21 protein-coding genes are annotated in these 20,635 nt (G+C 66.9%); 19 read left to right on the top strand and 2 right to left on the bottom strand.

All coding sequences use genetic code 11. The annotated features are described in order from the left end of the window. Positions 1-12: 12 nt before the first annotated feature. The 8 genes from KVT39_RS20665 (at position 13) to fliR (ending at position 5,438) form a co-directional block, all read left to right on the top strand. On the top strand, positions 13-735 hold the full coding sequence (locus KVT39_RS20665) for an LrgB family protein (protein WP_131945704.1): 723 nt from the start codon (positions 13-15) through the stop codon (positions 733-735). A gap of 181 nt (positions 736-916) precedes the next feature. Next, positions 917-1,453 (top strand): flagellar basal body-associated protein FliL, encoded by a 537-nt coding sequence (gene fliL / locus KVT39_RS20660; RefSeq protein ID WP_051983809.1) that lies wholly within the window; start codon positions 917-919, stop codon positions 1,451-1,453. A gap of 22 nt (positions 1,454-1,475) precedes the next feature. Next, positions 1,476-2,474 (top strand): flagellar motor switch protein FliM, encoded by a 999-nt coding sequence (gene fliM / locus KVT39_RS20655; RefSeq protein ID WP_034183792.1) that lies wholly within the window; start codon positions 1,476-1,478, stop codon positions 2,472-2,474. Then, positions 2,467-2,958, top strand: a complete 492-nt coding sequence (fliN, locus tag KVT39_RS20650) for a flagellar motor switch protein FliN (RefSeq protein WP_034183791.1) — start codon at positions 2,467-2,469, stop codon at positions 2,956-2,958. The genes fliM and fliN overlap by 8 nt, the downstream gene beginning before the upstream one ends. Then, positions 2,955-3,539, top strand: a complete 585-nt coding sequence (gene fliO, locus KVT39_RS20645) for a flagellar biosynthetic protein FliO (protein ID WP_217590093.1) — start codon at positions 2,955-2,957, stop codon at positions 3,537-3,539. The genes fliN and fliO overlap by 4 nt, the downstream gene beginning before the upstream one ends. Positions 3,540-3,575: 36 nt before the next feature. Continuing rightward, positions 3,576-4,337: a flagellar type III secretion system pore protein FliP gene (gene fliP, locus KVT39_RS20640; protein WP_072442583.1), complete on the top strand. Its 762-nt coding sequence runs from the start codon at positions 3,576-3,578 to the stop codon at positions 4,335-4,337. 19 nt (positions 4,338-4,356) lie between these two features. Then, positions 4,357-4,629, top strand: a complete 273-nt coding sequence (fliQ, locus tag KVT39_RS20635) for a flagellar biosynthesis protein FliQ (protein ID WP_006401718.1) — start codon at positions 4,357-4,359, stop codon at positions 4,627-4,629. A gap of 26 nt (positions 4,630-4,655) precedes the next feature. Further along, positions 4,656-5,438 carry a flagellar biosynthetic protein FliR gene (gene fliR, locus KVT39_RS20630; RefSeq protein WP_034183788.1) on the top strand — a complete coding sequence of 261 codons (783 nt, stop codon included), beginning with the start codon at positions 4,656-4,658 and terminating at the stop codon, positions 5,436-5,438. A gap of 133 nt (positions 5,439-5,571) precedes the next feature. Here the strand turns inward: fliR and KVT39_RS20625 are convergent, their stop codons facing one another. After that, positions 5,572-6,036: a CPBP family glutamic-type intramembrane protease gene (locus KVT39_RS20625; RefSeq protein ID WP_235212550.1), complete on the bottom strand. Its 465-nt coding sequence runs from the start codon at positions 6,034-6,036 to the stop codon at positions 5,572-5,574. 505 nt (positions 6,037-6,541) lie between these two features. On the opposite strand from KVT39_RS20625, the gene KVT39_RS20620 reads away from it, so the two are divergent. The 9 genes from KVT39_RS20620 to KVT39_RS20580 all read left to right on the top strand — a co-directional run bounded on the left by KVT39_RS20620 (position 6,542) and on the right by KVT39_RS20580 (position 17,639). Next, positions 6,542-7,873, top strand: coding sequence for a TolC family outer membrane protein (locus KVT39_RS20620; protein ID WP_254640580.1), 1,332 nt, complete (start codon positions 6,542-6,544; stop codon positions 7,871-7,873). Positions 7,874-7,921: 48 nt separating this feature from the next. Next, positions 7,922-9,181 carry an HlyD family secretion protein gene (locus KVT39_RS20615; protein WP_034183786.1) on the top strand — a complete coding sequence of 420 codons (1,260 nt, stop codon included), beginning with the start codon at positions 7,922-7,924 and terminating at the stop codon, positions 9,179-9,181. A 49-nt stretch (positions 9,182-9,230) separates the two neighbouring features. Then, positions 9,231-11,372, top strand: a complete 2,142-nt coding sequence (locus KVT39_RS20610) for a peptidase domain-containing ABC transporter (protein ID WP_235212548.1) — start codon at positions 9,231-9,233, stop codon at positions 11,370-11,372. 105 nt (positions 11,373-11,477) lie between these two features. Next, positions 11,478-11,789, top strand: coding sequence for a hypothetical protein (locus KVT39_RS20605; protein WP_034183784.1), 312 nt, complete (start codon positions 11,478-11,480; stop codon positions 11,787-11,789). Positions 11,790-11,884: 95 nt separating this feature from the next. After that, entirely contained in the window at positions 11,885-12,136 is a 252-nt protein-coding gene (locus tag KVT39_RS20600; protein ID WP_034183783.1) for a hypothetical protein, read from the top strand. A 234-nt stretch (positions 12,137-12,370) separates the two neighbouring features. Beyond that, positions 12,371-12,913: a fimbrial protein gene (locus KVT39_RS20595; protein WP_243712248.1), complete on the top strand. Its 543-nt coding sequence runs from the start codon at positions 12,371-12,373 to the stop codon at positions 12,911-12,913. Between the two features lie 130 nt (positions 12,914-13,043). Beyond that, positions 13,044-13,817 carry a molecular chaperone gene (locus KVT39_RS20590; RefSeq protein WP_131946628.1) on the top strand — a complete coding sequence of 258 codons (774 nt, stop codon included), beginning with the start codon at positions 13,044-13,046 and terminating at the stop codon, positions 13,815-13,817. A gap of 115 nt (positions 13,818-13,932) precedes the next feature. Beyond that, the gene (locus KVT39_RS20585) at positions 13,933-16,602 is read left to right on the top strand and encodes a fimbria/pilus outer membrane usher protein (RefSeq protein ID WP_217590092.1); all 2,670 of its coding nucleotides are present in this window, start codon (positions 13,933-13,935) and stop codon (positions 16,600-16,602) included. 44 nt (positions 16,603-16,646) lie between these two features. Further along, on the top strand, positions 16,647-17,639 hold the full coding sequence (locus KVT39_RS20580) for a fimbrial protein (protein ID WP_051983804.1): 993 nt from the start codon (positions 16,647-16,649) through the stop codon (positions 17,637-17,639). An 11-nt stretch (positions 17,640-17,650) separates the two neighbouring features. On the opposite strand, the gene KVT39_RS20575 is transcribed toward KVT39_RS20580, so the two are convergent. Beyond that, positions 17,651-18,295, bottom strand: a complete 645-nt coding sequence (locus KVT39_RS20575; protein ID WP_034183782.1) for a response regulator transcription factor — start codon at positions 18,293-18,295, stop codon at positions 17,651-17,653. A gap of 390 nt (positions 18,296-18,685) precedes the next feature. On the opposite strand from KVT39_RS20575, the gene KVT39_RS20570 reads away from it, so the two are divergent. Together KVT39_RS20570 and KVT39_RS20565 are read left to right on the top strand one after the other, a co-directional pair. After that, positions 18,686-19,693 (top strand): ABC transporter substrate-binding protein, encoded by a 1,008-nt coding sequence (locus tag KVT39_RS20570; protein ID WP_217590091.1) that lies wholly within the window; start codon positions 18,686-18,688, stop codon positions 19,691-19,693. A gap of 122 nt (positions 19,694-19,815) precedes the next feature. Continuing rightward, on the top strand, positions 19,816-20,613 hold the full coding sequence (locus tag KVT39_RS20565; protein ID WP_034183780.1) for an ABC transporter ATP-binding protein: 798 nt from the start codon (positions 19,816-19,818) through the stop codon (positions 20,611-20,613). Positions 20,614-20,635 lie beyond the last annotated feature (22 nt).

The raw sequence follows: 20,635 nt of genomic DNA, 5'->3' as shown, positions 1-20,635 counted from the left end.
CCGGAGCCGCGCATGCCTGCCTTGCTGTCGAACCTGTCCGCCGACCAGGTGAATACCGCGATCTCGTTCGGCTGCTTCGTGCTGACGGTCGTGCTGTATTTCGTGTCGAAGCGGCTCTACGCGTACAGGAAGACGCTGCTGTTCTCGCCGCTCGTGTTCGTGCCGGGCGTGCTGGTGCTGCTCGTCTTGCTGACCGGCATCCCGTATTCGGTCTATTTCCGCGACACGCGCTGGCTGATGTGGCTGCTCGGCCCGGCGACGATCGCGTTCGCGGTGCCGATCTATGAATATCGCGACCTGATCCGCCGGCACTGGCTGTCGCTGTCGGTCGGCGTCGCGGTCGGGATCGGCGCGGGCGTGTGCGGGTCGCTGCTGCTCGCGAAGCTGCTGCACCTGTCGCCCGAACTGCAGCGCTCGCTGATGACGCGCTCGGTGTCGACGCCGTTCGCGCTCGCCGTGTCGGACAAGATCCACGCGCCGAAGGACCTCACGGCCCTGTTCGTGATCGCGACCGGCATCTGCGGGATGCTGCTCGGCGAGATCGTGCTCGCGCTCGTGCCGATGCGCACGCGGCTCGCGCGCGGCGCGCTGTTCGGCGCGGCCGCCCACGGCGTGGGCACCGCGAAGGCGCGCGAGATCGGCAGCGAGGAAGGCGTCGTGTCGAGCCTCACGATGATGATCGCCGGCGTCGCGATGGTACTGATCGCGCCGCTGCTGACGCTGCTGCCGATCTGAGCACCCGCGCCGGGCGGCCGGCGCCTGCCGGTCGTGCCGGGCCACCCCCGGCCGCGCCCTGAATGACGGCCTTCCGCCGCTGCTCCCACCCTGCATCGGGCCGCGCCGGCCGACAATCGGCTGAGATAGCCGCAAATCCCCCCTCTTTTCCGCCCATCGGGCTCGGCCCGGATGCCGAACAATGCATGCTACGAGACATCACGCACGCATTCACATGGCCTCCACGACCGCAAACCCGACCGCCGACAAGCCGGCTTCCTCCGGCAAGTTCAAGCGCATCGCGCTCATCGCCGTCATCGCGCTGGGCGCGGCCGCCGCCGCAGCCGGCGGCATGTACGTGTTCCTGAGCAAGGAAGGCGTCGGCCATGCGAGCGCGCCTGCCGAGCCGCCGCCGCTAGCCGCACCGGTATTCTTCCCGCTCGACCCGCTGACCGTGAACCTGCAGTCGGACGACGGCGCGCAGCACTACCTGCGCGTCGGCCTGTCGCTGAAGCTCACCGACCCGAAGGCGCAGGAGCAACTGACCGCGCGGATGCCGGAGATCCGCAGCCGGATCCTGCTCGCGCTGTCGAACAAGCATCCCGAGGATCTCGCGACGCCGGACGGCAAACGTTCGCTCTCGAAGGAACTGCGGGAACTGATCGAGCAGCCGACGCAGCCGGGCAACCAGCGCGCGAAGGTCGACGACGTGTTGTTTACCGAATTCGTCGTCCAGTAACGCGGCCGCGAAAGGAGCGCGCATGGGCCACCAGGAGTTCATGTCCCAGGAGGAGGTCGATGCCCTCCTCAAGGGCGTCACGGGCGAAACCGATTCAGTCGACGAGCTGCGCGACACATCGGGCGTCCGCCCCTACAACATCGCGACGCAGGAGCGGATCGTCCGCGGCCGGATGCCCGGCCTCGAGATCATCAACGACCGCTTCGCGCGCTTGCTGCGGATCGGCATCTTCAACTTCATGCGGCGCACGGCGGAAATTTCCGTGAGCCAGGTGAAGGTGCAGAAGTACAGCGAGTTCACCCGCAACCTGCCGATCCCGACGAACCTGAACCTGGTGCACGTGAAGCCGCTGCGCGGCACGTCGCTGTTCGTGTTCGACCCGAACCTCGTGTTCTTCGTCGTCGACAACCTGTTCGGCGGCGACGGGCGTTTTCACACGCGCGTCGAAGGCCGCGATTTCACGGCCACCGAGCAGCGGATCATCGGCAAGCTGCTGAACCTCGTGTTCGAGCACTACGCGACCGCATGGAAGAGCGTGCGGCCGCTGCAGTTCGAATTCGTGCGCTCGGAGATGCACACGCAGTTCGCGAACGTCGCGACGCCGAACGAGATCGTGATCGTCACGCAGTTCTCGATCGAGTTCGGGCCGACGGGCGGCACGCTGCACATCTGCATGCCGTACTCGATGATCGAGCCGATCCGCGACGTGCTCAGTTCGCCGATCCAGGGCGAGGCGCTCGAAGTCGACCGCCGCTGGGTGCGCGTGCTGTCGCAGCAGGTGCAGGCCGCCGAAGTCGAGCTGTGCGCGAATCTTGCCGAGATCCCGTCGACGTTCGAGAAGATCCTGAACCTGCGCGCGGGTGACGTGCTGCCGCTGGAAATCGCCGACACGATCACCGCGAAGGTCGACGGCGTGCCGGTGATGGAGTGCGGCTACGGAATTTTCAATGGTCAATATGCGTTGCGCGTGCAGAAGATGATCAGCGCGGGCGATTCGATGAAGGAAGGTGGATATGAGTGAGCTGAACCAGACGCCCGAGGACGACGTGCAAGCCATCGCCGATGCGGCCCTTGCGGCATCGGCCGCCGACGCGCAGGCGGCACCGGCCGCTGCGGAAGAGGAACAGGGCCTGGACGACTGGGCCGCCGCGCTTGCCGAGCAGAACCATCAGCCGGTGCAGGCGGGCGCGACGGGCGCCGGCGTGTTCCAGCCGCTGTCGAAGGCCGCGGCGAACTCGACGCACAACGACATCGAGATGATCCTCGACATCCCGGTCAAGATGACCGTGGAGCTCGGCCGCACGAAGATCGCGATCCGCAACCTGCTGCAGCTCGCGCAGGGCTCGGTGGTCGAGCTGGACGGCATGGCGGGCGAGCCGATGGACGTGCTCGTGAACGGCTGCCTGATCGCGCAGGGCGAGGTGGTGGTCGTCAACGACAAGTTCGGCATCCGCCTGACCGACATCATCACGCCGGCCGAACGCATCCGGAAGCTGAACCGGTGAACGTCGTGAAGCCCGGCCGCCGCGCGCGCATCGCGATCGCGGCGGCGCCTGCCGTCGCCGCTTCGCTTTTCGTGTCGCTCGCCAGCGCGCCTGCCGTCGCCGCCGACATGAACGCGGTGAACCACGCCGGGTCGATCGCGTCGAGCGTGACGGTCGGCTCGGCCGCGCCGTCGCTCGGCGTCGGCGCGGTATTGCAGACGCTCGTCGGGCTCGCGGTCGTGATCGGTCTCGTATTCGCGTGCGCGTGGCTCGCGCGCCGCTTCGGTTTCCAGCCCGCGCGGCGCGGCGGCCCGCTGAAGGTCGTGTCGAGCGTCGGGCTCGGCGCGAAGGAAAGCGCGACGATCGTCGAGATCGGCGACACCTGGCTCGTGCTCGGCGTCGCGCCGGGCAACGTGCGGCTGCTGCACACGCTGCCGGCCAGCCCGGCGGCGGCAACCGCCGCCGTGGCATCGGGTTCGGCCGACGCACCCGCCGGCGTCGCCCCGTCCGAAGGCGGCCTGCCCGGCACGTTCGGTTCGCGGTTGCGCGACGCGCTCGCGGGCGAAGCCGCGAAGCGGCTCGGTCGCGGCAAGGACCGCTGACATGGCGCCGCGCCCTCTTTCCGTTCCCGCCTTCCGATGAAACACGAATTCCTGCGTCGCGCGGCGCGCTTCGCGCCCGTGCTGATCCTCTGCGTCGCCCCTGCGCTCGCGTACGCGCAGGCGAACGGCCTGCCCGCGTTCAACGCGAGCCCGGGCCCGCACGGCGGCACCACCTATTCGCTGAGCGTGCAGACGATGCTGCTGCTCACGATGCTGTCGTTCCTGCCGGCGATGGTGTTGATGATGACGAGCTTCACGCGCATCATCATCGTGCTGTCGCTGCTGCGCCAGGCGCTCGGCACCGCGACGACGCCGCCGAACCAGGTGCTCGTCGGCCTCGCGATGTTCCTCACCTTCTTCGTGATGTCGCCGGTGCTCGACCGTGCGTACAACGACGGCTACAAGCCGTTCTCCGACGGCACGATGCCGATGGAGCAGGCCGTGCAGCGCGGCGTCGCGCCGTTCAAGACCTTCATGCTGAAGCAGACCCGCGAGACCGATCTCGCGCTGTTCGCGAAGATCTCGAAGGCAGCGCCGATGCAGGGGCCCGAGGACGTGCCGCTGTCGCTGCTGGTGCCGGCGTTCGTCACGAGCGAGCTGAAGACGGGTTTCCAGATCGGCTTCACGGTCTTCATCCCGTTCCTGATCATCGACATGGTCGTCGCGAGCGTGCTGATGTCGATGGGGATGATGATGGTGTCGCCGTCCACCGTGTCGCTGCCGTTCAAGCTGATGCTGTTCGTGCTGGTCGACGGCTGGCAATTGCTGATCGGCTCGCTCGCACAGAGCTTCACGTAAGCAGCGGAGGAATCGCGCGATGACGCCCGAACAAGTGATGACCCTCGCGCACCAGGCGATGATGGTCGGCCTGCTGCTCGCCGCTCCGCTGCTGCTGGTCGCGCTCGCGGTCGGCCTCGTCGTGAGCCTGTTCCAGGCCGCGACGCAGATCAACGAGGCGACGCTGTCGTTCATCCCGAAGCTGCTCGCGGTCGCCGCGACGCTCGTGATCGCCGGCCCGTGGATGCTGACGACGATGCTCGACTACCTGCGGCAGACGCTGCTGCACGTCGCGACGCTCGGCGCCGGCTGAGCCGCGCGCAACAACGCCCGGCGGCGATGTTCTCGGTTACCTACGCGCAGCTCAACGGCTGGCTCACCGCCTTCCTGTGGCCGTTCGTGCGGATGCTCGCGCTCGTCGCGACGGCGCCCGTCGTCGGTCACGCGGCGGTGCCCGTGCGCGTGAAGATCGGCGTCGCCGCGTTCATGGCGCTGGTCGTCGCGCCGACGCTCGGCGCGATGCCGGACGTCACCGTGTTCTCCGCGCAGGGCATCTGGATCGTCGTCACGCAGTTCCTGATCGGCGTCGCGATGGGCTTCACGATGCAGCTCGTGTTCGCGGCCGTCGAGGCGGCCGGCGACTTCATCGGGCTGTCGATGGGCCTCGGCTTCGCGACCTTCTTCGATCCGCACACGAGCGGCGCGACGCCCGTGATGGGGCGCTTCCTGAACGCGGTCGCGATGCTCGCGTTCCTCGCGGTGGACGGCCATCTGCAGGTGTTCGCCGCGCTCGCCGCATCGTTCCAGTCGCTGCCGGTGTCGGCCGACCTGCTGCACGCGCCCGGCTGGCGCACGCTTGCGGCATTCGGCGCGACCGTGTTCGAGATGGGGCTGCTGCTCGCGCTGCCGGTGGTCTCGGCGCTCTTGATCGCGAACCTTGCGCTCGGCATCCTGAACCGCGCGGCGCCGCAGATCGGCGTGTTCCAGGTCGGCTTTCCCGTGACGATGCTCGTCGGGCTGCTGCTCGTGCAGCTGATGGTGCCGAACCTCGTGCCGTTCGTGTCGCACCTGTTCGACATGGGGCTGGATGCGATGGGGCGTGTGCTGCTCGGCTGGCGCTGACGCGCGGGTCATTCGTCGCGAGGTACAGGCGCTGCCTCGGCCGAGTCATTACGATTTCGTGTGGATTCAGCGCCTATTCATCCGGCCAATTGGCGACGATTCTACCGATTGACCCGGGAGTGATGCGTTCGCGTCAGATGAGGATACTTGCCAGCGTGTTGCGGGCGGCATGGGCGGTGGCGACGACCAAAAAGGGACGGCCGCCGGGGTAATCACGCAGCACGAAGACCGTTGCGAAAATCAGCCCGCCCCATAAAGCGACTGCCACGTACAGGATGCTGTAGCCGTGCGTCGCACCGAACACAAGAGTTGAAGCACCGATGGCTGACCAAACACTCGCTCCGAATGCGCGGCGAATCAACCGAATGGGAAGCCACTGGAAAAGAAATGTTTCCACTATCGGTACAGCGAGTGAGCCAACAAACAGGCGGGTCAACAGGTCGTGCTTCACTATTTCAGGCAGCGCGCCGGCAGACGGGCCAAATGGAAGTTCGAATACAAATTGGCCAACCCAGACAAAAATGCCGGCGACGTATGTGAGAACCCAAGTCAGAAGTGCCGAGACGAGCACCGGGCCGCGCGAGATAGTGCGAATCACACGGCTATCAAGACAGTCTCCCATTACAATTCGCCGTTCATTCAAAGGGAAATCTCCAGGCAAAATTTCACCGATGAAAATGTTCGAAAAATAGTCCTAAATAAACGTCGAACCTATCGCGGAACATCCAATTTTTGCTGATGTCGCCGCTTGCCGAAAACAGGCGGGGCGTTGACGGCCACCAACATGGGAACACCAGTGCTGCCGTCGCAACTGGCGAGGCTTGTCAAACTGTCGATTCGTTAGCTGGTGGCCGCATTTCGCTCCGGCCTGACTTCCTCGGCGTTCTCCTTTGCAGCGGCGCGCTTGCCTGGGCTTCGCGCGGCGAGCCGCTATCCCCTTTTAATGCACTGTCGCATTCCGCCCTTCGCGGCCCCGCCGGTACCAGCCGAAAATTGGACAAACGGCGATATCGTGCCGTCACGCATGACTGAATAATCCCCTGCTTTGCGGCGTAACCTCGCCGCGGTTCTTGCGACCGACATGCAGCGGCGCATACAGGCAGATGATTTCGACACGATCCTTCCGGCTGGTGGCCATTCTCGGCTGGCTCGGCGCCGCATGGCCGGTGCATGCGGCCGACCTGCTCGACGCGGTGAACGCGGCGCGGCGCTTCGATGCGGGCATCGGCGCGGCTCGCAACGCGCAGCTCGCCGGTCGCGAGAAACGCTGGCAGGGTCTTGCCGGGCTGCTGCCACGCGCGGAACTCACCGGCAACTACACGAAGCAGGACCAGCCCACTGCGGCGTATGCGGCAGCGGTCCGCCGTCACAGCGCTTCCGCAACCGTCACCCAGCCGCTGTTCGATGTGTCGCGCGTCGCCGATTTCAAGCGTGGCGGCACGCTTGCCGACCAAGCGGACATCGAGTACGAGAAGGCCGCACAAACGCTGATCAACGACGTCGCCAACGCCTATTTCGACGTCCTGTACGGACGCGAAGTGCTGCAGGCTGCCGAAGCCGCACAGCAGGCGTTCAGCAAGCAACTCGACCAGGCGCAGGCTGCGCTGCGGATCGGCGACGGCACGCGCACCGACGTCGACGAGGCGCGCGCGAATCTCGACGAAGCACTGGCGCGCACGGTCGGCGCGCAAACGGATCTGGCGGTCGCGAGCGGCACGCTGCAGCGGATCACCGGGCTGACGGCGGCCGAGCTGGCGCCGATCTCGTGGCAATGTGCGACACCGGCCGCACCGGCCGATCTAGCGACCGCGATGGACGGTGCGACGCGCGACAACGTCGACGTGCGGATCGCCGGCAAGCAGCTCGACCAGTCGCAGGCCGACATCGTCGCCGCGACGGGCGCGCACCTGCCGGTCGTGAACCTGCAGGCGAGCTATGGCACGAACTGGAGCCGCGGCGCCAACGAGAACGGGCTCGACACGGTGTTCGGCACGACGTCGAAAACCCGTTCGTCGATGATCGGCGTGACGGTCACGATCCCGCTGTTCGCCGGCGGCGGCCCGCTGTCGGCGAGCCGCGAAGCCTACCGGCGGCGCGACCAGGCACGCGACGCGCTCGAGGATGCACGCCGCAAGGCCCGCGAGCGCGCCCGTGCCGCCTATCTCGGCATCACCAACGGCCTCGCGCTGATCCGCGCGCAGGAGCGCGCGCTCGCGTCGGCCGACAGCAAGGTGAAGTCGACCCACCTGGGCCGCGAGGTCGGGCTGCGCACGCAGATCGACGAACTCAACGCGCAGCAGCGCTATTTCGAGGCGATCCGCGATCTCGCGGACGCGCGCTATCGCTATCTGCGCGCACGGCTGCAACTGTCGGCCGCGCTCGGCACGCTCGGCGAAGCGGACGTCGCCGCGATTGTATGCCGCCCGGCAGGCTGACCATGCGCGATTCCGTCTCCCTCCATTCGATCCCACCGGTAGCGACACATGACTGATTCGCTGTTCCGTCAGGAAGCGCTCGACGCGACCAAGCACAAGCTGATGGGCACGGTCAGCCTGTATTCGCCGCCGTGGCGCTGGCTGACGATCGGTGTCGCGACGGCTGCGGCGCTTGCGGTCGTCGCGTTCTTCGTGCTCGGTACCTACACCAAGCGCGAGCGCGTCGCCGGCCAGCTGCTGCCCGCGAAAGGGCTGCTGGCCATCATCCCGCCGCTGACGGGCACGGTGATCGACACGCGCGTGCGCGAGGGGCAGACCGTCGCGGCCGGCGCCGAGCTGATGGCCGTGTCGGCCGAAGTCGCGACCGAGCTCGGCGGCACGCGCGAGCGGGTCCGCGAACAGCTGGATCTTCAGCGTGCGCGCCTCGAGACCGATCTCGCGAGCCAGTCGCAACTGAGCGGCGAGGCGAAACGCGGGCTGCATGCACGCACCGCGGCGCTGAACGACCAGCTCGCTCAGATCGCGCTGCAGAAGACGCAGCGCACGCGCCAGGCCGAACTCGCGCAGCGGCAGCTCGGCAAGCTGCAGTCGATGCGCGAGCAGGGCTACGCGTCGAACAGCCAGGTCGAGCAGCAGGAAGCCGCGCTGCTCGATGCGCAGGCGCGGCTGCAGGATCTCGCGCGCCAGCGGCTCGACGTCGAGCAGCAGCTCGACCAGATCCGCCAGCAGCTGCGCGAATTGCCGCTCAATACCCGCAATCAGCAGAACGACATCGAGCGCAAGCTCGCCGACGTCGACCAGTCGATCGCCGAAAACGAGGCGCGCCGCGCGGTGATTCTGCGCGCACCTCAGGCGAGCGTCGTTGCGACGCTGCTCGCGAAACCGGGGCAGGTCGTCAACGCGGGCCAGTCGGTCGTGTCGCTGCTGCCGCAGGGCGCATTGCTCGAGGCGCAATTGATGGTGCCGAGCCGCGCGATCGGCTTCGTGCGCACCGGCGCGCGCGTCGTGCTCCGCTACGAGGCCTACCCGTTCCAGAAATTCGGCCAGCAGTTCGGCCGCGTGACCGACGTGTCGCGCACCGCGCTGTCGCCTCAGGAGGTCGCGAACCTCACCGGGCGCACCAACGTGCCCGAGCAGTTGTACCGCGTGGTCGTCGCGCTCGATCGCCAGGACATCGTCGCGTACGGCAAGCGCGAAACGCTGCGACCCGGGATGGCGCTCGAGGCCGACGTGCTGATCGACCAGCGCCGGCTGATCGAGTGGGTGCTCGAGCCGCTGTACGCGCTCGGCCGCCGCGCGTCGGCATGAACGCCCCGCGCATTCGATTCGCTATGGAGCCTGTTGAACGATGAAATGGATGGATGCCCTGCAATTCGGCTGGCGCCGCCGCCTGCCCGTGATGCTGCAGACGCAGGCGGCCGAGTGCGGGCTCGCGTGCGTCGGGATGATCGCGAGCTATCACGGCCGCGATCTCGACCTCGTCAGCCTGCGCAGACGCTTCAGCCCGTCGCTGAAAGGGGCGACGCTCAACGACGTGATGCTGATGGCCTACCGGCTCGGCCTCGCGTCGCGCGCGCTGCGACTCGAACTCGACGAGCTCGGCAAGCTGCGGCGCCCGTGCATCCTGCACTGGGACATGAATCACTTCGTCGTGCTGAAGTCGGTGTCGCGCAGCGGGATCACGATCCACGATCCCGCGCGCGGCGTGCGCGACGTGCCGCTTGCCGAGGTGTCCGACCACTTCACGGGCGTCGCGCTGGAGCTGATGCCGTCGCCGTCGTTCGCGCGGGCGCGCGAGCGCGAATCGATCTCGATGGCGACGCTCATCGGCGGCGTCACCGGCATCCGCGCGGCATTCGCGCAGGTGCTGCTGCTGTCGGTCGCGCTCGAGGTGTTCGGCATCGTCACGCCGTTCTACATGCAGTGGGTGATGGACCAGGTGCTCGTGTCGGCCGATGCCGATCTGCTGACGCTGCTCGGCATCGGCTTCCTGCTCGTCGTGCTGTTCCAGAACGCAGTCGCGGCGCTGCGCTCGTGGGTCGTCACGTGGTTCTCGAGCCTGCTTGGCGTGCAGTGGACGGCAAACGTTTGCTCGCACCTGTTCAGGCTGCCGATGACGTACTTCGAGCAGCGCCACATCGGCGACGTCGTGTCGCGGTTCGGCGCGATCGGCACGATCCAGGGCACGCTCACGACGCAATTCGTCGGTGCGCTGCTCGACGGCGCGATGGCGATCGTCACGCTCGCGATGCTGTTCGTCTACAGCCCGACGCTCACGTGGCTCGTGCTCGGGCTGTTCGCCGCGTACGGCGCGATCCGCTGGCTCGCATACCGGCCGTTCCGGCAGGCGAACGAGGAACACATCGTGTACGCGGCCCGCGCGGAATCGAACCTGCTCGAGTCGATCCGCGGCGTGCAGGCGATCAAGCTCGCGAACAAGCAGGAGGCGCGCGTGGCGACCTATGCGAATGCCGTGGTCGAGACGACCAACAAGAACGTCGTGATCCAGCGGCTGTCGATCGGCTTCTCGACGCTGCAGGGCGTGATCTCCGGCGCGGGCCGCGTGGCGCTCGTGTGGCTGGCCGCGAAACAGGTGATCGACGGGCAGTTCTCGGCGGGGATGCTGGTCGCGTTCGTCAGCTTTGCCGATCAGTTCATGGCGCGCGGCGCGGGCCTGATCGGCACGGTGATTGATTTCCGGATGCTGCGGCTGCACGGCGAGCGGCTCGCCGACATCGTGCTGACCGACGCCGAAGCCGACATGGAAGCGAAAGCCGCGCGCGCGCCGGCGGCGGGCGGCCACGCGGCGGCGCCCGCGATCGACGTGCGCGACGTGCGCTTTCGCTACACGGAGACCGAACCGTGGGTGCTCGACGGCTGCTCGTTCTCGATCGCGCCGGGCGAATCGGTCGCGCTCGTCGGGCCGTCGGGCCAGGGCAAGACCACGATGGCGAAGGTGCTGCTCGGCCTGCTGACGCCCGAGCACGGCAGCGTGCGCGTCGACGGCGTCGACATCCGCAAGCTCGGGCTCCATCAGCACCGCGAGCTGATCGGCTGCGTGATGCAGGACGACATCCTGTTCGCCGGCTCGATCGCCGACAACATCGGCTTCTTCGATCCGCAGCCCGACCAGGCGCGCATCGAGGAAGCCGCGCGGCTCGCGCAGATTCACGACGACATCGCGGCGATGCCGATGGGCTATCAGAGCCTCGTCGGCGACATGGGCTCGTCGCTGTCCGGCGGCCAGTGTCAGCGCGTGCTGCTCGCCCGCGCGTTCTACCGGAAACCCGCGATTCTCGTGCTCGACGAGGCGACCAGCCATCTCGACGTCGAACGCGAGCGGCTGATCAACGACGCGGTGCGCGCGATGAACATCACGCGGATCATCATCGCGCACCGGCCGGAGACGATCCGGAGCGCGGATCGCGTCGTCGAACTCGCGCGAGGCAGCGCACGCGAAATGGGCGTCGACGCGCGGTTCGATCCGGCGGCCGCCTAGCGCCGCCGCAAGTGGAGTGCCCGTCGCGCGCGATGCGCGACGGGAAAGCCGATGCCGATCCGGCTTTCGACGATCGGCAATGCGTAACTGTAAGGAGAACTTCAAATGCGCGAGTTGACCACGATGGAATTGAATGAAGTAAGCGGCGGCTTTTTCCGCAACATGGGGGCGGGGGTGCTGGGCGGCATTGCAGGCCTGGTTGCCGGCGGCTTCAAGGGTGCCGCAACGGGCGGCAGCACGGGCGGCATCCTGGGCGCAGGCATCCTCAGTGCCGGTGTGGGCCTGCTCGTCGGCGCCGGACTGGGCCTGCTCGGCGGCAAGGTCTACGGCTGGGTCAATGGGGCGCAGCAGACGCTCAAGGTCTTCAACCGCGTGATGGAAGGCCTGTTCGACCCGAACCTGCCGGCACCGAAGTAATGCGAGGCCGGGCGCCGTTCCGGCGGTGCCTGCTGCCGTCATAGCACCGGCCGGCATGCCGGCCATGCCAATCCGATTTCGTCAGAAGGTGAATCATGCGTGAAATCAGCAAGATGGAACTCGCAACCGTTTCGGGCGGCGCCATCGCCGACTGGATCAACAGCCTGTTCAAGCCGGGCGCGCCGAGCGAACCCTGGGTCAATCCGTTTCCTTCGGACAACACCCAGACGGGCGCCGTCGAGACGCTCGGCAAGGTCGTCTTCGCAGCAGGCGTCGCGCTCGCGGCCGCGGCGACCGTGTCGGTCCTCGCCGCTCTCGCCGCCGCGGCTCGCCCGACCGGCCGATAGGCAAGCGTTCGGTGCGACGACTCGCAATCCTTACGACTTGCGTACCGATTGCTTCGGTCGCTTCGGCACGCTACTCAACCCCGCGGCCCGCATCGGCCAACGGGATCGTGAACGGGCGCCGTTTTTGGATGGATTGCGATAGTCGGAACGGATGCGGGCAAGTTAATTTTATCTCTCCCGACACGCTTGCGTGCCCGGTGGGAATTTTTGAGCGATTAAAAGGGATACCTGATCATGATGAAGAAAATTCTGATGGCCTCCGCAACGGCGTCGGCGATGTCGTTCATGCCGCTCGCGGCGCATGCATACGACGGCACCATCAACATCACGGGTGCGCTGAGCGGCGCCAGCTGCACCATCAAGGTCAACGGTGCCGACAACAACGGTACGGTCCAGCTTCCGAGCGTGGGCGCGGCTTCGCTTGCGTCGAAGGGCGCGGTAACGGGCGCGACGAACTTCACCATCGCGCTCAGCAACTGCACGAACGCGGGCCAATCGGTGCGCGCGTTCTTCGAGGCCGGCCCGAACGTCAACGGCGCGGACGGCACGCTCTACAACCGCGCACAGACCAACGCCGCGACCAACGTCGCCGTGCAGCTTCTCGACATGGACGGCAAAGCGCTGAAGGCCGGTGACGTTAGCCAGCGCAATGGCCGTCCGGTCGACCTCGTCAACAACGCGGCCTCGATGGTCTATAGCGCGCAGTACTACTCGCTCGGCTCGGCGACGGCCGGCAGCGTAAGCACGTCGGTCACGTATTCGATCGACTATCTGTAAGCCGTCATGCCGGCCGTCTCGTACGGCCGGCATCGACGACTCGCACGACGCGGGCCATTCCGGCCCGCGGTATCGCCGTTCCGGGGAAGCGTCCCGTCGCGCGGCCTTCCCCCTCCCTCTTCATCGAACGATGCACTCGCTCCTCTCGTTTCTCTTCCGCCGGTTGCCGATCTGCGCATGCGTCGTGCTGGCCTGCACCGTACAGCACGGCATCGCGGGCGTGATCATTTCCGGCACGCGCCTCGTCTATCCGGCCGGCGATCGGGAGATCACCGCCAAGATCGACAACGTCGGCACCGATCCGGCGCTCGTGCAGGCATGGCTCGACGACGGCGACCCGCGCTCGCGCCCGGGCACGGCCAAGGTGCCTTTCGTGTTGATGCCGCCGATCTTTCGCGTCGATCCGGGCAAGGGACAGACGTTGCGCATCGTCTATACCGGCGATCCGCTGCCGCAAGACCGGGAATCCGTGTTCTGGCTGAACGTACTCGACATTCCGCCGAAAACCGCCGATCAACCGTCGACGACCATGCTGCAGCTCGCGTTCCGTTCGCGAATCAAGGTGTTCTTCCGGCCGGCCGGCCTCGATGCCGATGGGGCGGTCGATGCGGCCAAAGGTGTGAAATGGTCGCTCGCGCCCGCGCCGGACGGCAGCAAAGGCTACCTGTTGCGCGCGACCAATCCGTCGCCGTTCAACGTCACCGTGCTGTCGGCGCAGGTCGTGCACGACGGCCGCACGTACACGATCGACGACGGCGCGATGATCGCGCCCGCTGCCGACCGTCTGTTTGCACCGAACATGCCGCTGCCGAGCCTCCCGGCCGGCACGAAGCTCGACTATTCGACGATCAACGACTTCGGCACCGACGTGAAGTGGCCGGCGGTGCTCGAGGCCACGCCTTGATTCGACCTCGGCATTCGAGCCGCCTGCGCGCGTCGCCGGGCGACGCGAGTCGGATTCGAACCGAGCCCGCGGCCCGTCGGCGATCCGTCCCATTCGAGCATCCGAAACGAAGCCCATGAAATGCATCCATCCCGCATCCGGTCCGCGCACCGGTCGGCCGACGCTCGCGCTTCGGCGGTCGTACGCGACGGCGTTGCTCGCGTGGTCGGCACTGCCGCTCGGCGCAGCGGCAAGCGAGCTTGCGCCCGCCGATTCGCAACCCCGGATCGGCGGGCCGGGCCACGGTGATGCACTGCCGTCCCGGGCGCTGCAGTTCGACCCGGACTTCGTGCTGACGTCGCCGGACGGCGGAATCGACCTGTCCCGTTTCGAGAAGGGCAACCCGGTCTGGCCCGGCGAATACCGGGCCGACGTGTACCTGAACGGGGCGCTGCTCGGCCGCGACGACGTCACCGTGCGCGAATCGGGCGCAAACGGCCCGCAAGTGTGCTTCAGCCGCCGCATGCTCGACAGGATCAATGCGGATACGAGCCGGATCGCGCCCGAAGCGCTCGCGTCGCTCGCCGATCCCGCCGCGTGCGAATCGTTCGATGCGCTGCTGCCGGGTGCGTCGGCGTCGTTCGACGCCGGCTCGGCGCGCCTCGACATCCATGTCCCGCAAGCGCTGTTGCGCCGCACGGCCCGCGGCTACGTCGATCCGTCGATGTGGGACAGCGGCGTGACCGCGGGATTCGTCGGCTACAGCGCGAATCTCTACGGAAACGTCGCGAACGGCCGGAGCGACAGCGCGGCATACGTCGGACTGAACGCCGGCATCAATGCGGGCGGATGGTACTTCCGTCACGACGGCGCGCTGAACTGGCAGAATCGCGGCGGCCAGCACTACAGCATCACCAACACCTACGTTCAACGCGACCTGACGGCGCTCAAGGCGCGCGTCAGGCTCGGCGACGCGAACACGTCCGGCGAGCTGTTCGATACGTTTCCGTTTCGCGGCGTGCAGATCGCCAACGACGATCGCATGTGGCCCGATTCCCGTCGCGGTTATGCGCCGGTCGTTCGCGGCATCGCGAATTCGAATGCGCGCGTGACCGTGCGCCAGAGCGGCGCGGTCATCTACGAAACGACCGTGCCGCCCGGCCAGTTCGTGATCGACGACCTCTATCCGACCGGTTACGGCGGCGATCTCGACGTGACCGTCACCGAATCGGACGGCAGCGAGCGCGTATTCAAGGTGCCGTACGCATCGGTCGTGCAGTCGCTGCGGCCCGGCATGAACCGGTTCGGTTTCGTCGCGGGCGTGGTGCGCAAGAGGAACCTGTCGTATACGCCGCGCATCGTGCAGGCAACCTACGCGCGTGGCGTGTCCAACCTGCTGACGCTGTATGGCGGCCTGCTCGCGAACGAGGACTACCAGAACCTGCTCGTCGGCGGTGCGTTCAACACGCCGATCGGCGCGATGGCGCTCGACGTGTCCGGCGCATTCACGTCGTCGAACGGCCGGCGGGCACGCGGCGCGAGCGTGCGCATCACGTACAGCAAGACGCTGGAAGCGACGAACAGCAACCTGTCGGTGGCCGCGTATCGCTTCTCGTCGTCCGGCTATCTCGATCTCGACAACGCGCTCGCCTACGTCGACAACGCCAGGCGCAACGCGACAGGCCTCGCTGCACAGCCGCTCTGGCGCGCGCGCAACCGGGTATCGGTCACCGCGTCGCAGCGGTTCGGCGACAACGGCGGCCAGTTGTTCGTGAGCGCGTACACGCAGAACTACTGGGAGCGCCGCGGCACCGATACGCAATTCCAGATCGGCTACAGCAACCGTTTCCGCGTCGTCGACTACAGCATCTCGGTCAACCGCGCACGCGCGATCGGCGGCGACGTCGATACGCAGTACATGCTGACCGTGTCGCTGCCGCTCGGTCGCTCGGCGCAAGCGCCGCGCGCGAGTGCGAACGTCGCGCACGACAGCGTGCGCGGCGTCACGTCGATGATGACCGCGAGCGGTTTCGTCGGCACGCGGAACCAGGGCAGCTATTCGGTTTCCGCGTCGCGCGACGCGGGTGCGACGTATTCGGGCAGCGTGTCCGGCCAGTACCGCACGCCGTACACGACGGTTCAGGGCGCGTTCGCCAAGGGCGATCGCTACGGGTCGGGCTCGGTCGGATTGAGCGGCTCGATCGTCGCGCATCCGGGTGGCGTAACGGCGTCACCCTATGCAGCCGACACGGTTGCCGTCGTCGCGGCGCCGGCGGCGGGTGGCGCCAGGGTGGTCGGATACGGCGGCGTCGCACTCGACGGGCGCGGCTATGCGGTCGTGCCGTACCTGAATCCGTACCGGCTCAACCAGATCGAGATCGACCCGCGCGGCCTGCCCGCCGACGTCGAGCTGCAGACGACGAGCCTGCAGGTGGCGCCGCGTCAGGGCGCCGTCGTGATGCTGCGCTACCCGACCGTGAAGGGGCGTGCGCTGCTGATTCATGCATCGACGCCGACCGGCCGGGAATTGCCGTTCGGCGCGCCGGTATTCGACGCGCGCGGCAACAACGTCGGCGTGGTGTCGCAGGGCGGCCAGATCTATGCGCGCATCGCGGAACCGGACGAAAAGCTGACGGTGAAATGGGGGCACGCCGACGCGTGGCAATGTTCGATCCGCGTGGCGTTGCCGCCGCTCGACGCCGGCGCGCGGCAGGTCGCCATCCAGCGCATCGACGCCCCATGCGAATTCGACGCGCGGCCGCCCGGTCCCGGCGATGCGCCGCGGCACGCGGCCCCGCCTGCATGACGGCGCCCGGCACGCGCGCACGACAACCTCGGATGAAATCGCACATGAACGACAGGAACACGCCCATCCATCGCATCAGGCTGGCTTGCACGGCGGCCCTGCTGGCCTGCGCGGCGGGCGCGGGCACCGCGCAGGCGGCCGCGAATTGCCAGAACGTGAGCACGGCGGAACTCGGTACGCTGCCCGATCCGTTCAGGATCGCGGCCGATGCACCGATCGGCACGGTGCTCTGGAGCAAGACCGGGATCGAGATCAGCGCGTCCTGCATGAAGACCGTTGCATCGGCGAACTTCGAGGCGACGCTCTATCGATGGATGGCCGACTCCGACCTGACGGCGAACGGCCTCGGCTTGTACGTGACCTATAACGGCAATCGCGGCACCGGGGACGCATCGTTTCCGATGGGGAAGATCATCAGTTCGTCGCTTCGGCCGACGACCGTTTCCGCGACGATCGACGTCGAGCTGGTGAAGATCGGCGCGACGCCGTCCACACCGACGCCGTTTCCGATCCTGTCGGTGCTGACGGCGCTGATCGGCGGCCCGGACAAGGACTATTCGAAAGCGGCCCGCTACGTCACCTACGGCTTCAAGAACATCTCGTTCCAGGCAACGACCTGCGCGCCGTCGACCACGCAGGTGGCCGTGGATCTCGGCACCCACAAGCTCAGCAAATCGTCGGGACTGGGTTCCGGCATCGGCACGACGTCGACGTCGAAAGTCTTCACGATCGGCCTGAAGTGCGATGCCCAGGTCGCCGGCAGTTTCGCGGTCCACCTGACGCTCGACGGCAACGCGTACGACGCATCCGAAGGCATCCTGTCGCTGTCGTCGTCGAGTACGGCGCAAGGCGTCGGCATCCAGCTGCTCGGGAGCGACGGCAATCCGGTGACGCTCGGCAAGCCGTGGAAGGTGACGGATGCGCCGCCCTCGAGCACCCTGTCGGTGCCGCTGGCGGCGCGCTATTACCAGACGGGATCCGGTGCCCGCCCAGGCACCGCCAATGGCACGGCGACCTTTACGATCAGCTACAAATAGCGCGCGAGCGGTCAGATCAATCCGTTTTCGTACGCGTAACGGATCAGGTGGACGTTGGAATCGGCCTGCAGCTTCTGCATCGCCATATGTTTCTGCGTCGACACGGTGCTGACCGATCGGCCGAGCTGCTTCGCGATACTCGCGAGCGAGTGCCCCGAGACAAACAGGCGAACGACGTCCAGCTCCTTGGTCGACAGCTTCGGCTGCGCGTCGCGCACGCATGCGCCGGCCTGCGCGACGATCGCCCGTATCATCGGCGAGAAATAGGACGCGCGCCCCGCACCGAGGAGCCGGCACGCACGGACGACCTCGCCGATGTCGTCTTCCTTGCTGACGATCGCCGCCACGCCCAGCCGGATCGCGCCCGTGAGCACGCTCGGATTCTTCTGCGCGGTAAACATCACGCATTTCGCGTCGGGCGCGACCTCGCGCAGCCTGCGCAGCAGCACGAAGCCGTCAATCGGGTTGTCCCCCCGGCTCATCGAATAATCGACGATGACGAGATCGGTCGGCGACCTTCTCAGTGCATCGATCAACTCCGCGCCGCTTCGGCAGCAATGCGTGATGCGAAAAGCCGGCGCCCATTGCGGCAGTTGCTTCAGCAACGCCACGACGACCGGGTGGTCGTCCGCAACGGCAATCGAGAGCGTACTCATGTATTCATTCACTGGAAATGTTAATTGGATACAAGTAAATTCGCCCGATAACGCGAGTGGCGGTTTTCAAAACAAACCGATCGGGAATGGATTATGGGCTTGGGTTATCTGTCGCATAACGATATATCGATGAAATAAGCCGCCTCCATTATTGAGCTTGCCATTGATAAATTGAAAAAATCGGGCAATCGCGAAATCCTTTTCCGGTTCCGCGTCGCCACGGCCGCTTGTCGCGGCACCCCGGGGCCCGTCGCCCCGAGCGGGTTTCCATGGAAAACCCCTAAAGGTTCGGACCACCCGCGAAAGGTTGCAGAAGGTTTCACGTCCCTATACTCGTTTCAACGATGCAACAAGCATCGCGCCACACGGAAAACAAACGGAGACAACCCGATGCGACCCATCCTGCGCACCCTCGCCGTTGCAGCCGGCCTCACCTGCGCGCTCGCCGCGCACCCCGCCTTCGCCGCCGACGACGCCGGCAAGGTCACGATCATGGTCGGCGGGATCGCGAAGCTGATCTACCTGCCCGCGCGGCTCACGCAGGAGCTCGGCTACTTCAAGGCCGAAGGGCTCGACGTCGAGCTGCTGTCGCAGCCGGCCGGCGTCGACGCCGAGAACGAGCTGCTGGCGGGCGCCGTGCAGGGCGTCGTCGGCTTCTACGACCACACGATCGACCTGCAGAGCAAGGGCAAGGACGTGAAGGCGATCGCCGTGTTCGGCCAGGTGCCGGGCGAAGTCGAGATGGTGTCGACCAAGGCCGCGCCGACCTTCAAGACGATGGCCGACGCGAAGGGCAAGACGCTCGGCGTGACGGGCCTCGGCTCGTCGACGAGCTTCCTCACGCAATACCTCGCGCTCGCGCACGGTGTGCCGTCGACGCAGTACACGATGCTGCCGGTCGGCGCCGATGCGAGCTTCATCGCCGCGATCAAGCAGGGCCGCATCGACGCCGGGATGACGACCGAGCCGACGGTGTCCGCGCTCGAGAAGATGGGCGACGCGAAGGTGCTGGTCGACATGCGCACGCTGGAAGGCACGCGCGCCGCGCTCGGCGGCACCTACCCGGCCGCGAGCCTGTACGTGCAGTCGGCATGGGCCGATTCGCACAAGGCGGAAGCCACCAAGCTCGCGCACGCGTTCGCGAAGACGATGCAGTTCATCCATACGCACAGCGCCGAGGAAATCGCCGCGAAGATGCCGGCCGACTACCAGAAGGACAAGGCGCTGTACGTGAGCGCGCTGAAGGCGTCGCTGCCGATGTTCACCGCCGACGCGAAGATGCCGGCCGACGGCCCGGCGACGGTGCTGAAGGTGCTGTCGGCGTTCAACCCGTCGGTGAAGGGCAAGCACATCGACCTGGCGCGCACCTACACGAACGATTTCGTGAACGCGAAGTAGTCGATCTCGGTCAGGCGCCGGCGGCGGCGATCCCGCCGCCGTGCGCTCCCCGTTCCGGCCCGGTTGACCGGCCCGGCGTTGCGGCACGATGCGACGCCCTCTTCACCCGCAGGACGAATGCGATGACCCAGGCAGTCTCCCCGAGCACACCGGCGATCGAGTTTCGCAACGTGTCGTGCCGCTTCATTTCGCCGGAAGGCAAGGCCACCGTCGCGCTGCGCGACTTCAGCATGAGCGTCGCGCGCGGCGAGTTCATCGCGATCGTCGGGCCGACCGGCTGCGGCAAGTCGACGACGCTCAACCTGATCACCGGGCTGCTCAAGCCCGTGTCGGGCGAAGTGCGCGTGATGGGCCGCCCGGTCGACGGGATCGACCCGCGCATCGGCTTCGTGTTCCAGGCCGACGCCGTGTTCCCGTGGCGCAACGTGATCGACAACGTCGCGGCGGGCCCGCTGTTCCGCGGCCGCTCGAAGGACGTCGCGTATGCGCAGGCCGAGGAATGGATCCGCAAGGTCGGCCTCGACAAGTTCACGAAGCACTACCCGCACCAGCTCTCCGGCGGGATGAGGAAGCGCGTCGCGCTCGCGCAGACCTTCATCAACCAGCCGGAAATCCTGCTGATGGACGAGCCGTTCTCCGCGCTCGACATGCAGACGCGCACGCTGATGCAGGACGAGCTGCTGCAGCTCTGGTCGGCGAACAAGGGCTCGGTCGTGTTCGTCACGCACGACCTCGAGGAGGCGATCGCGCTCGCCGACCGCGTGTTCGTGCTGACCGCGCGCCCCGCGACGCTCAAGCACGTGTACGAGATCGACCTGCCGCGCCCGCGCGTCACGTCGGAGATTCGCTACGACACGCGCTTCATCGAAATTTCCAAGGACATCTGGCACGACCTGCGCGAAGAAGTGCAGATCGGCTGACGCATACGCCGCACGGCAAGAA

This window comes from Burkholderia sp. GbtcB21 (genome assembly GCF_019091065.1).
Lineage (GTDB): Bacteria > Pseudomonadota > Gammaproteobacteria > Burkholderiales > Burkholderiaceae > Burkholderia > Burkholderia pyrrocinia_C.
The sequence above is the reverse complement of the archived record's forward strand: the minus strand, read 5'-3'. Positions and strand labels throughout refer to the sequence as shown.

What these genes read in the sequence shown, in the direction of transcription:
- KVT39_RS20665 (WP_131945704.1), top strand. Translation starts at nt 13, where the DNA reads ATGCCTGCCTTGCTGTCGAACCTGTCCGCCGACCAGGTGAATACCGCG.
- fliL (WP_051983809.1), top strand. Translation starts at nt 917, where the DNA reads ATGCATGCTACGAGACATCACGCACGCATTCACATGGCCTCCACGACC.
- fliM (WP_034183792.1), top strand. Translation starts at nt 1,476, where the DNA reads ATGGGCCACCAGGAGTTCATGTCCCAGGAGGAGGTCGATGCCCTCCTC.
- fliN (WP_034183791.1), top strand. Translation starts at nt 2,467, where the DNA reads ATGAGTGAGCTGAACCAGACGCCCGAGGACGACGTGCAAGCCATCGCC.
- fliP (WP_072442583.1), top strand. Translation starts at nt 3,576, where the DNA reads ATGAAACACGAATTCCTGCGTCGCGCGGCGCGCTTCGCGCCCGTGCTG.
- fliQ (WP_006401718.1), top strand. Translation starts at nt 4,357, where the DNA reads ATGACGCCCGAACAAGTGATGACCCTCGCGCACCAGGCGATGATGGTC.
- fliR (WP_034183788.1), top strand. Translation starts at nt 4,656, where the DNA reads ATGTTCTCGGTTACCTACGCGCAGCTCAACGGCTGGCTCACCGCCTTC.
- KVT39_RS20620 (WP_254640580.1), top strand. Translation starts at nt 6,542, where the DNA reads ATGATTTCGACACGATCCTTCCGGCTGGTGGCCATTCTCGGCTGGCTC.
- KVT39_RS20615 (WP_034183786.1), top strand. Translation starts at nt 7,922, where the DNA reads ATGACTGATTCGCTGTTCCGTCAGGAAGCGCTCGACGCGACCAAGCAC.
- KVT39_RS20610 (WP_235212548.1), top strand. Translation starts at nt 9,231, where the DNA reads ATGGATGCCCTGCAATTCGGCTGGCGCCGCCGCCTGCCCGTGATGCTG.
- KVT39_RS20605 (WP_034183784.1), top strand. Translation starts at nt 11,478, where the DNA reads ATGCGCGAGTTGACCACGATGGAATTGAATGAAGTAAGCGGCGGCTTT.
- KVT39_RS20600 (WP_034183783.1), top strand. Translation starts at nt 11,885, where the DNA reads ATGCGTGAAATCAGCAAGATGGAACTCGCAACCGTTTCGGGCGGCGCC.
- KVT39_RS20595 (WP_243712248.1), top strand. Translation starts at nt 12,371, where the DNA reads ATGATGAAGAAAATTCTGATGGCCTCCGCAACGGCGTCGGCGATGTCG.
- KVT39_RS20590 (WP_131946628.1), top strand. Translation starts at nt 13,044, where the DNA reads ATGCACTCGCTCCTCTCGTTTCTCTTCCGCCGGTTGCCGATCTGCGCA.
- KVT39_RS20585 (WP_217590092.1), top strand. Translation starts at nt 13,933, where the DNA reads ATGAAATGCATCCATCCCGCATCCGGTCCGCGCACCGGTCGGCCGACG.
- KVT39_RS20580 (WP_051983804.1), top strand. Translation starts at nt 16,647, where the DNA reads ATGAACGACAGGAACACGCCCATCCATCGCATCAGGCTGGCTTGCACG.
- KVT39_RS20575 (WP_034183782.1), bottom strand. Translation starts at nt 18,295, where the DNA reads ATGAGTACGCTCTCGATTGCCGTTGCGGACGACCACCCGGTCGTCGTG.
- KVT39_RS20570 (WP_217590091.1), top strand. Translation starts at nt 18,686, where the DNA reads ATGCGACCCATCCTGCGCACCCTCGCCGTTGCAGCCGGCCTCACCTGC.
- KVT39_RS20565 (WP_034183780.1), top strand. Translation starts at nt 19,816, where the DNA reads ATGACCCAGGCAGTCTCCCCGAGCACACCGGCGATCGAGTTTCGCAAC.